Raw genomic sequence first — 12,830 nt, forward strand, 5'->3', positions numbered from 1 at the left:
ACCATTTCATTTGTTTAAATATTTTTTAATTTAAAGTGCTTGATCTTATCATTCAAATGATTAGAATCCTCTGCAATTTATTCAAGATTAAAGTTAACTATTTATGACAAATTGTAATTTTGCAGTCCTAAACAATAATGAATGTAAAGTAGTTTGATCCTCCTTTTTGGGGGATTTTTTTTGTCCAATTAATTTTAAAAGTAACTCAATTGTAGAGGCCCATTATGACCGATAGTAAAACCCTGTTATCAACGAGTCGAGATCAAAGTTTAAAAGCATATTTGATGAATAAAATTAAGCAAAATGGTGGTTGGGTTAATTCACATATGCACGCAGACCGTGCTTTTACCATTACGGTTGATAGTTTTGATGTCTATCAAAAACAGACGTTGATTGAGAAATGGGATACGCTGGATAAAGTAAAAGCCGCTATGAGTGAAGATGATTATTATCGCCATTTTAGCATGGCTGTTGAGCGGATGATTGAGCAAGGTGTGTCAGCAATGGGGTCGTTTGTTGATATTGATCCGATTGCTGAGGAACGGGCGATTCGAGGTGCTCTGCGTGCGCGTGAGACGTATAAAAAAGATATTACCATTAAATTAGTGAACCAAACGCTTAAGGGGGTTATTGATAAAGAGGCGCGTTATTGGTTTGATAAAGGGGCTGATTTAGTGGATATTATCGGCGGCTTGCCTCGTCGTGATGAGCGTGATCATGGTGAAGGTATGGGGCTTGTCCATTTAGATGTGTTGATGCAAACAGGTAAATCATTAGGCAAAATGGTACATGTACATGTTGATCAATTTAATTCATCGGAAGAGATCGAGACTGAGCAACTTACCGATAAAACCATTGAGCATGGTATGCATGGTAAGGTGGTCGCTATTCATAGTATTTCGATTACTGCGCATAGTTTGGAATATCGCCAAAAACTTTATAAAAAAATGAAAGAGGCAAAGATGATGGTGATTGCCTGTCCATTTGCTTGGATTGATAGCCCTCGTCGTGAAGAACATGGCCCTACTCGTAATTCTTTAACGCCTGTCGATGAACTGGCTGCTGCGGGTATTCCTGTTGCAATCGGTACAGATAATGTGAGTGATTATATGTTACCTTTTTCAACCGGTAATATGTGGGAAGAGCTTAAATTACTTGTGACGGGTTGTCGTTATACTGATTTAGATAATGTGGTGAATGTTGCAACCAAAAATGGGCGAATGGTTTTAGGGCTTGAATAATTGCCTAGAAATCTGATTTTAAATTTTTATAAAATCTCATTTTTTGTGGGATTTTTTTGTTTATAGACGATAGTTTTCATTTCTCTTTATTTTTTTATTTTTAGCTTACTTACGTATCGTCTTTTCACTATTTAATCTGCTTTAATTAAAGTTGAAGAAATTTGAAGATTGATTACGCCTATCATTGTTTTAGTTCATGGGGCTATTGATAAAATGGGATCATCTTGATGAAAGAAGTTAAGATTGGTTGGCGGGTTGATTTTTAACCCTTAAATAATATTTTATTTAAGGGTTAATCGCACTTTAAATGCGAGTTTTGTTTACGCGTTTATTCGTTCTTGGATTGAGTTTTACCCGTTTTGGAATGCGCTTTTCTGAGGTTGTTTTGCTGGTAAAGCTTTTTACTTCCTCTGGTAAGCCTACTAATTGTCGTAAGTAATTAACCGAGTCTATGCCTAGTTCCATCCATGTACCCCTAGATAAGCCTTTCGGTAAGGTGATATTACCATAGCGAATTCGGAGTAATCGGCTAACTTGAACACCTACGGCTTCCCACATGCGACGGACTTCTCGGTTGCGACCTTCAGTAATAACCACATTGAACCACTGATTTAAGCCATCCCCACCTTGTGGTTTGATGGAGTTAAATGCAGCAGGACCATCTTCAAGCTGTACACCTTTGCGAAGTTGATTCAGTTGTTGGTCGGTAATATTGCCGAATACTCGTACCGCATATTCCCGTTCGATTTCATGCCTTGGGTGCATAAGACGGTTAGCTAGTTCGCCATCGGTTGTGAAGAGTAATAATCCAGAGGTATTAATATCAAGCCGACCAATATTGATCCAGCGTGCGTTTTTTATTCGTGGTAATCGTTCAAATACGTTTGCACGACCTTGCGGATCATGGCGAGAGCAGATCTCCCCTTCTGGTTTATAGTAAGCTAGTACGCGACAGACTTCTTTTTCTTTGCTTCTTAACTGGACTAAGTGGCCGTTGATGCGAATTTTAGGGTTGGCATTGACGTCAACGCGATCGCCTAGCGTTGCTATTTTACCGTCAACGCTTATTTTGCCAGCTACGATCATGGCTTCAATCTCACGACGAGAACCATTGCCTAAATTGGCTAATACTTTTTGTAATTTTTCAGAATTCAATTTTTTCATTTTGCCTCGCTACCTTCACAGGTATCTTTATCTAAAGTTGGTTTATTTTACCTTGGGTAAAAAACGTATATCGACATAATAACGTTTTGGGTTTGCTTCATCAATATAGACGGTTATTGTCTCTTGATTAATGAAAGGTTTTGGATCAAACCAAATGTTTTCACTTTTAAAAAGATGAATCTCATCGGGTGCTGTTCTGTCTTGCCACTGGCTATAAATGATGTAAGGAGAGCGACCTCGGACAGTTAATGCAGTATTTTTTTCAATCGAATTTATCTTGGCTTCAATTTGTCGGCCACTTGCTAACAATGCTCGTTTTAGTTTATTTTTTTTAGATTTAAAATAAAAATAACCACCACTTGTTAAAAATAGTAGGCTTGCGAGTATGCCTAAAATTATTTCTCCAAGCCACATTGAGAAAGTATCGTTAATTTTAGCATGATCAGCGTTTTGCGGATCATAGATAATATCAACCACATCGCCTTTCTGATAAGCTGAAGGATTACTACCAACATTTGATTTAACCTTTCTGACTTGTTCCTGAGTATCAACAAATTGAAAGATAGGATAATAAGATACGGATCGATTGCCATTAGAATCTTTTGAATACGACTCTTCAAAGTCAATAACGGTGCCGGTAGTACTTAGTGAAGAGTTGATAAAATTGATCTGTTTTATCGATAGATAGAGTACCAATGACATTAATCCAATACTTATAATTAAAATAAGTGCCATTATTTTCTTCATTTCTTTCCCTATATAATGTTTAATTTTTTTATTTAAAAGGTGAAGTATCACCACTTCCTTCTCGAATAATATCAGGATAATCGTGAGTTAGATCAATAACTGTGGTTGGTTGTTCGCTGATATAGCCACCATGAACGATGGCATCAAGTTGATGACCGATTTTATCTTCTATCTCTTCAGGATCAGACTGGGCTTCATTTTCGTTAGGTAAAATTAGCGTGGTGGTCATTAAAGGTTGTCCAAGTAATTCGAGAAGCGCTAAATCTATTTTATTATCGGGAATGCGTAGTCCTATGGTTTTGCGTTTTTCGTTCATTAAGCGTCGTGGCACTTCTTTACTTGCAGGTAAGATGAAGACGTATTTTCCGGGTGTATTGTTTTTTAGCAACCGAAAAGTGGTGTTATCAACGAACGCATAAGATGAGAGTTCGGATAGATCACGGCACATTAAGGTGAAGTTATGGTGTTTATCAAGGTTGCGAATTTGGCAAATGCGATCTACACCATACTTGTTATCAAGCAAACAACCTAGCGAATAACCGGAATCAGTCGGAAATGCTATTACACCGCCGTCATTTAATATTTTGACAACTTGATCTAATAATCTTGTTTGTGGATTATCTGGGTGAATATAAAATGTTTGGCTCATAATATTCTTCTTTGTTGATTGCTGGTTAAAAAATGTGAGGAACGGGGTTTTTCATCACGGTTTAATTTATACCCAATCATGCCATATAGGTGTTACGCTACCCGGCAATGGTGTTGTTTTACCTAAATCAAGATAATTAACCAAATCATGAAAATCAGAGCCTTGCGAAGCCAATAACTCAAATTCATTAGCCAGTTTGGCTAGTTTTTGTAAATCATCTTGTGTTTGTCGGCTTTGTGAAACTTCAATCGCATCACCGCCGAATGTTTTAAATTCACTAATTAATAATTTCAATTTAGTTAGGGTCAAATCATAACGAGATGGGTGTGCTAATACAGCTTGTCCACCAGCAGAATGAATGGCATTAATCGCATCAGCAATACCGCAACAATTGGCCGGAACATAAGCATAACCACCTTTGCCTAGGTATTTTTTAAATGCTCGTTTCATATCTTTGACATAACCATTAGCCACTAAAAAGCGAGCAAAATGGGCTCGAGAAACGATATCGCCTTTCGAATATTGTTGGGCTTGTTGATAAGCGTCGTGAATATTGACTTTAGCCAATTTTTCACTAATGCTTATTGCTCGATCAATTCGGCCTTTTTCTTGGGCTAATAACAATTCAAGCAACTGCGTATTTTCAATATCGACATTCAATCCAACAATATGAATTTCGCTATTTTTCCATATCGTCGATATCTCTACACCGTAAATCAATTTTACTGGTAAGTTTTCACGCGCGATAGTCTCTTTTGCTTCAGGCAAACCTTTGATCGTATCGTGATCGGTGATAGCTAGCATGTTGATTTGATTATCTGCAGCTCTTTTAACCAGTTCAGTTGGCGTTAAGATGCCATCTGATGCAGTTGTGTGCGAATGTAAGTCGACAATCACTTTTTTCTCGAAAATTATTTTTAAACGTGTAATATACCACACAATTTGCACGACCACTAAAAGGTATATTATGAAAGATCAAATTCAGCTTGCTCAGCAAGACACTCTTGCTATTATTCAGGAACTTTTAGAAGACGGTAGTGATCCACATGCTATGTATATTATTGAGCACCATATCTCATCACAAAACTTCGATCAGCTCGAAAAAGTGGCGGTAGAAGCTTATAAATTAGGCTATGAAGCAACCGATCCTGATGAGGATGTTGATGATGAAGGCAATGTTGTTATTGGTTTTGATATTATCGCTGAAAGTCCGTTAAATGCTGAGTCAATCAATAATCAAATTGCTCAGGTGATTACATTGGCAAACCAATTCGGGGTTAATTATGACGGTTGGGGAACCTACTTCGAGGATGGCAGTGATGATGATGCTGAAGATGTGGAAACTTTGCACTAATTAATCCCCCCTTCTTAATCACCCTTCAACTTTTTGGGATTTATTCTTATCCGCTAAAATAGCGGATAAGAATTATATTTTACATTTTTAAGCCTACAGCCCTACTGGTTCTTTTCTGATTTGGAGAGACACTACGAACCAATACGTGTTCGACATTGTTAATGGCAACGGGTCCTTTATAACGCTGCCAACTTTCGCCTTGATTAGTTGAATATTCAATGGCTAATCCCGGATAGACGATATTAGCAATGAGTTTACCATTTTCAATTTTCGCCCCCGGTGTTGGTAAGCGATAAGCAATTTTGGCTAAATCAAGTTTGGATAATTCGCGTTGTCCCACTAAATTAGCAAATAATGTCCAATCTTTAAGTAATTGGTTTTGATCGACATAATGCGTCGTTCCTTTCGAAAATTCACGATCTTTTTGGTAAGCAATTTCCCAATCAGCTTGATGCCATGCTCGTTCCGCGACAGCTATTAACCTTGGATATATCATATATTCCATCTGATTATCAGTACGAACAATTTCGCTCCATAGTTGTGCTGATAAGCCGTAACTGCCAGACCAATCTAACGTGCCTTTAGCATTGAATGGGTTTCCATCACGATCAACGGATGTTTCGGCATTTTGTGGTAAGTTATTCGGCGCGAAGCTAAATATTTTACGTTCATCATTAAAACGAGTAGCCCAATAATAACCGGGTTCTAACGTATTAACTTCGTAAGGAAAATCAAGATAAACATAATCAGGATTCGATATCACTATTTGATAACCTTTGTTGGTCCATTCACTCGCTGAGTCAAAACCACCCCAGTAAAGTGTGTCCCAAAAGTTAACAGTGACTTTATCGACAGCGAAGTCTTTGGCACTTTCGGCATATTTTACGCCGTCTTGCCATGCTTGCATGTGATTGATGCCATGATTTTTGACTATTTTACTGGCTTCAATAGCAAAATAACTTGGTAGATGTTTTATATCTTTAATGGTGCCTTGTTTAACCAATGTTTGGCAGGCTTGGGATTTTGCCCACGGTAGATCTTCAATGCTTTGATCGATTAAGCCTTTACCCGCCTCTTTTGCGTGGATATCTTGATATCCCGGACCAAGACGAATATTTTTGGCTTCATCACCGCCAAAGTGCCAAACTGTCAATGGTTGTCCTGCTTGATTATGCATTTTTGCAATTTCAGTGATCACTTTATCGACAAAGCGTTTAGATGAATCTAAGCAAGGATTTAGGTAACTTTTTCGATCGTAAAATTGTACCGTTGTGGTATTTGAATTATCACTTGGATCAACTAAACGAAACTCATTAGCTTCTGCTTGTTTACCTTCTTGCATTAGGCGTTGATAACGTGCTTCCATAGACACAATTGCCGCTCTGGCATGTGCTGGCATATCAATTTCAGGGATCACCTCAATAAAGCGATCTTTAGCATATTTGACAATTTCAATGTAATCATCACGACTAAAATAGCCACTACCTAAATTATCACTATCAGGCCCTGATCCTAATTGCGGTAATAGGCATTTGTTTTCGCTCAGATCATGACAACGCTTGCTACCGACCTCGGTCAATTCCGGAAGACCTGGGATCTCAATTCGCCACCCTTCATCATCACTAAGGTGAAAATGGAATTTGTTTAATTTATAGCTCGCCATTTGATCGAGTAATCTTAACACCGCTTGCTTTGTTTTAAAGTTACGTCCGGTGTCTAACATAATGCCACGATAGTCAAAGCGTGGGTAATCTTCGACTTTTAGCATAGCAATGGTTGGGTTTTCGTTAACGGGAATCAACGATAAGATCGATTCTACACCATAAAAAATTCCCCGTTCATCAAAGGCAGTTATAGTCGCTTGCTTATCGCCAATATTCAGTTGATAAGCACCTGATACGCCATTTTTAAATTTGGTCGCATCAATATTTGCTACAATCTTATAACCTTTATCCGTTAATGGGATTTTTAAATTGTTAAATTGTTGATTGAGTACGGCTAAGCTGGCGTCATTAAGTCCTTTTAATTGAAGATGAATGCCATTTTTACCAAGCTGTATATCTTTTTCAGCAAGGGTAAGTTTCACCGGCGTTGGAATAATTTGCCCGCGCATGGCCTTTTTATCAAGTGGCTTAATATCGGCATTACGTTCAAATCGATTAACCGTCGTCATTAAAATATTATGATCATCGGGCGTGCGCTTCCACTGTTCACCGGTTAGGGAAACAAAATCATCCAATTCAGTATTACTGATCACTTTAGGTGTGGCGTCGGTGGATGTTACATACCAGCGAGGGATAACATCCGATTCGCTTAACTGCCAATACTCACCGATAATAGGTATATCTATGCTGGCTTTAGCCGGAAATCCGGTAAATTTTTCAGTTGGCTCTATTTTATGAAGATCACCGGTAAGATGAGTGATTTTGAATTGATCATTGTCAACCGCCAATATCATTCTGATACTACTAAAATAGATTGCCCAATCTTTGTCGTTGATAGCTTCGCCATCATTGTTTAACGAGATTGTGGCTTTGAAACAAGATGCCCAATCAGCACCTAAAATTGCACAATCAACACCATGTTCACCAGCTTGATTATCAACAATAGTATATTTGACACTAAGCTTTGAACTTATTTCATCAACAATTTTCTGAGAGGCGTAAGCCGAAGAAGCTACTCCAAAACTTAGCAGAGAAACGATTGAAGTAAACAATATTTTAGATTTTTTCATAATATTTCCCTATTTTTGCTTTGCTTGAAACACAGTGAAAGGTATTGTGACAATAAACTTGATATCTCGTTCATCTTGGAAAATGTTGCCATATCCACCACCCCAACTGTTGATATGATTTTCATGGTTATTATATTTGGTGTAATGTAATTGGAAAGAGGTGTCTTTAGCCCAAGTGTCTTGAATAGTGTAGCCTAAATCAAAATTGTAAGCTGATTCAACTAAGCGATTCTTTTGATTTTTTGCTATTGAATTTGGTTTTGCATCCCAACCAAAAGCATAAGATACCCCCGTTCTCCAGCCGGTTAGATACGTTGATAGATTCCCTAAATCGTAAGTCACTTCAGCAAATAGGGCTTTTTCACCATTAGCATTAAAGTCCGATCGTGAGTTCCACCAAACATCTAGTCGTCCATTAGATGAAGCATAATCTGGCGTCATACGTTGTAAAAAGAAGCCTTGTTTACCTTCAGCCTTAATTGCTACCCCTTCAAGGCGTAGACCAACTGGTCCAACTTGGTAAGCTAATGTTGCCGCTTGTAACCATGCTAAGCCGTCATAGACCTTATCCCCTTTATGAGACTGGTCTTTGGCACCATAAAATTGATAACTCATGGTTAACGGATTATCAAGCATATCTGTTTTATAAGATGCTTTACCAAAATATTGATTCATATAATTTTTGGCTTGACCAAAGGCGGTTTCTAACACTAAATCATTTTTAAAGTCATATTTCAAACCGGCTGAGTGTAGATAATCAATCTTCTTCCCTTTTCCCCATTGTTTAAATTCATAAAGGCGTTTGTACCATGGCGCTTTATATTTATCTGTCCACATATAAGACATCGATAAGGCACCAGCTTGATCAAAATCGAGCGTTGTGCCTAATTCAAAACCTCGATAAGTACCCGGTAATAAACTCCAGTGAGGGGCTAATAGTGTTTGACCAGATGGCTGAATAAAACCGGCTTTTAGCCAAAACCGTTCATCTTGTTTAAAATTGACCTGTGCTTTATAAAAACTCACACCACTGACATCTTTTTTCCAATCCTCATCCCAGCGGGTGCGTGCGCCACTAAAACCAATTTCATTAGGATGACCATTGCCACCGTTACTGACTTCCCATGCACCATATCCGCCCAGTTCAATACCAAGGTGATCAGCAATATAGCCTGATCTAAAATCTAAATTTGTGTTGAATGATGAGTGCCTGAGGTTTTTTTCATATTTATGTTCTTCAATATTTTTTCTTTCTCGATCACGATTCCAAAAAAATACGTTACCGGTTAATGATGCATCATCAATAAATTCACTAGCATATTGAGCTTGTGCGGGGCATATGCTACTTAAAATGGTTATCGATAAAAAAAGTTTAGTAAAATGATTAAAACGATAGGGTAAACCAAGTGCATTATCCAGACTCATAATTTCATTCCCATATTTATATAACTGACCGCTAAATTGCTTTAATCGGATGCTATAAGCCAAACTAAATTCGTTATTACTTTGAATTGCTTTCTAAACTACGAAACATATTTAGGTCGAGATTGGACAAATATGCATTTTTATAATGCATAAACATATTTTAGTTCGCAAATTAATTAATCTAAATTCGTGATCTAAATCACCAAAATGATGAAAATTCGGCTTATTTTTGTGGGATTTTCGGCTCTTTTTTTACGTGATAAATTAATTAAGCTCTATTTTTTTGATGGTTTTTAAGTCATGAAATTAAGGGCAGAATTAGTAATGAAATGAATAAGTTTAATGGGGTGAGTAATAGGTAAAAAAAAGAGAAATGTATAACATCTCTCTTAGGAATTGATAGCGCAATTAGTTTTCAGTATCTAGCTCTTCAAAACTTTTTACTAATTCATCAATGGCTTTCATCTGTTTTAAGAATGGTTCAAGTTTTGCTAACGGTAATGCTGATGGACCATCACATTTTGCATGACTTGGATCAGGATGTGATTCTAAGAATAATCCGGCAATACCTACCGCCATCCCTGAACGAGCTAATTCAGTAACTTGACCACGACGACCACCTGACGCTGCTCCCATTGGGTCACGACATTGTAGCGCATGAGTTACATCAAAAATCACTGGCGAACCCTTGCTAACTTTTTTCATTACGTTAAAGCCAAGCATATCAACAACAAGGTTGTCATAACCAAAGCAGCTACCACGATCACAAAGGATAACTTGGTCATTACCCGCTTCTTCAAATTTTTCGACAATATTGCCCATTTGTCCTGGGCTAACAAATTGTGGTTTTTTGACATTGATTACCGCACCAGTTTTCGCCATTGCAACAACTAGGTCTGTTTGTCTTGCCAAAAAAGCGGGTAATTGAATAACATCAACGACATCTGCAACGGGTTGGCACTGCTCTTCGGTATGAACGTCAGTGATAATTTTTATACCAAATTGCTGTTTTAATTCTTGGAAGATTTTCATCCCCTCTTCTAACCCTGGTCCTCGATAAGAGTGAACTGATGAGCGATTAGCTTTATCAAAAGAGGCTTTGAAAATATAAGGAATATTCAGTTTATCGGTTACTGTGACATAGTGTTCACAAATTTTCATGGCTAAATCGCGTGATTCAAGCACATTCATACCACCAAATAATACAAACGGTAAATCATTAGCTACCGTGATATTACCTACTTTTACTTTTTTTTGTTTAATCATAAACTCATTCCTAGTTAAGGTTTAAACCAACGACCAAGTGTGACTCTGTCATTGCCACTGTAATCGGTGAAGGTTTCGACTAATTGAAATCCGTGTTGTTTAAAAATAGTTTGCACCGCTAAGCCCTGTTTCCAACCATGCTCGATTAGCAGCCAACCATATTGATTTAAATGTTTAGTTGCGCCTTGTACAATGACTTTAATATCGGCAAGTCCATCATCTTCAGAAACCAATGCGCTACGAGGCTCATAACGTACGTCGCCTTGCGATAGATGAACATCGGTCGGGTCAATATAAGGGGGATTACTGGTAATCATAGAAAATTTACGATTTTTTATTGGTTTATACCAATCACCCAGTAAAAAGTAAACATTATTAACATCGATTTGCTTGGCATTTTTTTGAGCTAATATTAACGCATCTTTGTTTTTTTCAATTGCGGTAAATAAGCAATCAGGACGTTCAGTTGCCATGGCGATTGCAATCGCTCCGGTTCCAGTCCCTAAATCCAGAACTTCACAAGGAACTTTTGGTAAATATTCTAAACCAAGTTCGACAAGCTTTTCAGTATCGGGGCGCGGGATTAAGGTCGAGTTGGAGACATTAAATTTTAATGACCAAAATTCTTTTTCACCTGTTATGTAGGCAATCGGCTCACCTTCTTGACGTCTTTTTAAATAAGCATCTAACGCAATGACTTCATCGTCAGTTAATGATGTTTCACTAAAAGCCATTAAAAAGGTGCGTGTTCTATGAGTTACAAAACTCAATAAAATTTCTGCATCACGTTTTGGGCTTTCGCTTTCAGTTAAGGTTTGCGACGCAAATTTAAGCCATTCTAAATAGGTCATTCATCCTGTTCCGATAACGCTGCAAGCTGATCTGCTTGGTACTCTTGTACTATTGGTTCAATTAGCATATCTAATTTACCTTCCATCACTTCATCTAAGCGATAAATGGTAAGATTTATACGGTGGTCAGTAACCCGTCCTTGAGGATAGTTATATGTTCGAATACGGTCTGAACGATCACCCGAGCCTAATAAGTTACGTCTGGTTGATGCTTCTTCTTGTTGACGTTTGCGCGCTTCGGCATCTTGTATACGTGCAACTAATACAGACATCGCTTTCGCTTTGTTTTTATGTTGTGAACGTTCATCCTGACATTCAACCACAATCCCAGTTGGAATATGAGTAATACGGATTGCTGAATCAGTGGTATTAACATGCTGACCACCTGCACCGGATGAACGGTAGGTGTCAATTTTTAAATCCGCTGGATTGATTTCTGGCATTTCTGCTTCAGGAATCTCAGGTAAAACAGCAACAGTACAAGCAGATGTGTGAATACGACCTTGTGACTCAGTTTCAGGTACGCGTTGAACACGATGTCCACCTGATTCAAATTTTAAGTGGCCATAAACACCATCACCACTGACTAACATGATCACTTCTTTATAACCGCCATATTCACCATCATTTGCACTCATGATTTCAACACGCCAGTTGCGAGATTCGGCGTATCTTGTGTACATTCTGGCTAAATCACCAGCAAAGATTGCAGCTTCATCACCGCCTGTGCCTGCTCTAACTTCAACAAAACAGTTGTAGTCATCATTCGGATCTTTCGGTAACAGGAGCACTTGTAATTGTTTTTCTTGCTGTTCAACTTGAGCCATGGCTTCATTTAACTCTTCTTGAGCCATTTCACTCATTTCAGGATCAGATAGCATCATCTTGGCAGTTTCGATATCTTCTTGAGTTTGCTGCCAATTAGCAAAGCACTTAACCACATCGGTTAATTGTGCATATTCTTTTGAAAGGGTTCGAAATCGGTTTTGATCGGCAATAACCGTTGCATCAGATAGTAATGCTTGAACCTCTTCATAACGCTCTTGTAGCGTTTCCAATTTACTGATAATTGAAGGTTTCATAACTCTATATATTTGATAATGATTAATTGAATTTGCCCGGCATTATATACTTAATTGCCTTTAAAATACAGTTTCTACTTACTTATGGCTAAGCTAAACAATATTGTTAATTGCACTGTATTGGTGAGGATATGATTATTAGATTGAATAAAAAATGTTACACGTGTCACAGATTTCAATTTTGGTCATTTTAAATTTACTTAACTCCATATAACATCATTTGTAAACGATGTCATCACGAATCAATAACGCTTTTATTAAGATTGAACCACCATTTTGCTTTAAATTTTGTTATCGCATACATAAAACTGTTGTTA

11 protein-coding genes are annotated in these 12,830 nt (G+C 37.7%); 2 read left to right on the forward strand and 9 right to left on the reverse strand.

Annotation, left to right across the window (positions count from 1 at the left end):
• Positions 1-224: 224 nt before the first annotated feature.
• Positions 225-1,241 carry an amidohydrolase family protein gene (locus J3U18_RS00560; protein WP_267352654.1) on the forward strand — a complete coding sequence of 339 codons (1,017 nt, stop codon included), beginning with the start codon at positions 225-227 and terminating at the stop codon, positions 1,239-1,241.
• Between the two features lie 303 nt (positions 1,242-1,544).
• On the opposite strand, the gene rluB is transcribed toward J3U18_RS00560, so the two are convergent.
• From rluB to rnm, 4 genes are all read right to left on the reverse strand, one after another.
• Positions 1,545-2,405 (reverse strand): 23S rRNA pseudouridine(2605) synthase RluB, encoded by an 861-nt coding sequence (rluB, locus tag J3U18_RS00565; RefSeq protein WP_267352655.1) that lies wholly within the window; start codon positions 2,403-2,405, stop codon positions 1,545-1,547.
• A 42-nt stretch (positions 2,406-2,447) separates the two neighbouring features.
• On the reverse strand, positions 2,448-3,152 hold the full coding sequence (locus J3U18_RS00570) for a DUF3592 domain-containing protein (protein ID WP_081299434.1): 705 nt from the start codon (positions 3,150-3,152) through the stop codon (positions 2,448-2,450).
• 28 nt (positions 3,153-3,180) lie between these two features.
• Positions 3,181-3,801, reverse strand: coding sequence for an L-threonylcarbamoyladenylate synthase (locus J3U18_RS00575; protein WP_065561914.1), 621 nt, complete (start codon positions 3,799-3,801; stop codon positions 3,181-3,183).
• Positions 3,802-3,867: 66 nt separating this feature from the next.
• The gene (gene rnm / locus J3U18_RS00580) at positions 3,868-4,740 is read right to left on the reverse strand and encodes an RNase RNM (RefSeq protein WP_267352656.1); all 873 of its coding nucleotides are present in this window, start codon (positions 4,738-4,740) and stop codon (positions 3,868-3,870) included.
• A 28-nt stretch (positions 4,741-4,768) separates the two neighbouring features.
• On the opposite strand from rnm, the gene rraB reads away from it, so the two are divergent.
• Positions 4,769-5,155 (forward strand): ribonuclease E inhibitor RraB, encoded by a 387-nt coding sequence (gene rraB, locus J3U18_RS00585; protein WP_065561915.1) that lies wholly within the window; start codon positions 4,769-4,771, stop codon positions 5,153-5,155.
• A gap of 79 nt (positions 5,156-5,234) precedes the next feature.
• Here the strand turns inward: rraB and J3U18_RS00590 are convergent, their stop codons facing one another.
• From J3U18_RS00590 to prfA, 5 genes are all read right to left on the reverse strand, one after another.
• On the reverse strand, positions 5,235-7,889 hold the full coding sequence (locus J3U18_RS00590) for a beta-N-acetylhexosaminidase (protein WP_267352657.1): 2,655 nt from the start codon (positions 7,887-7,889) through the stop codon (positions 5,235-5,237).
• Positions 7,890-7,898: 9 nt separating this feature from the next.
• Positions 7,899-9,314 (reverse strand): OprD family outer membrane porin, encoded by a 1,416-nt coding sequence (locus J3U18_RS00595; RefSeq protein ID WP_267352658.1) that lies wholly within the window; start codon positions 9,312-9,314, stop codon positions 7,899-7,901.
• Between the two features lie 408 nt (positions 9,315-9,722).
• Positions 9,723-10,577, reverse strand: a complete 855-nt coding sequence (gene kdsA, locus J3U18_RS00600) for a 3-deoxy-8-phosphooctulonate synthase (protein WP_065561962.1) — start codon at positions 10,575-10,577, stop codon at positions 9,723-9,725.
• A gap of 17 nt (positions 10,578-10,594) precedes the next feature.
• The gene (prmC, locus tag J3U18_RS00605) at positions 10,595-11,431 is read right to left on the reverse strand and encodes a peptide chain release factor N(5)-glutamine methyltransferase (protein WP_065561917.1); all 837 of its coding nucleotides are present in this window, start codon (positions 11,429-11,431) and stop codon (positions 10,595-10,597) included.
• The gene (gene prfA / locus J3U18_RS00610) at positions 11,428-12,513 is read right to left on the reverse strand and encodes a peptide chain release factor 1 (protein WP_065561918.1); all 1,086 of its coding nucleotides are present in this window, start codon (positions 12,511-12,513) and stop codon (positions 11,428-11,430) included. The genes prmC and prfA overlap by 4 nt, the downstream gene beginning before the upstream one ends.
• Positions 12,514-12,830 lie beyond the last annotated feature (317 nt).

Source organism: Gilliamella sp. B3482 (genome assembly GCF_026536805.1).
Taxonomy (GTDB): Bacteria; Pseudomonadota; Gammaproteobacteria; order Enterobacterales; family Orbaceae; genus Gilliamella; species Gilliamella apicola_E.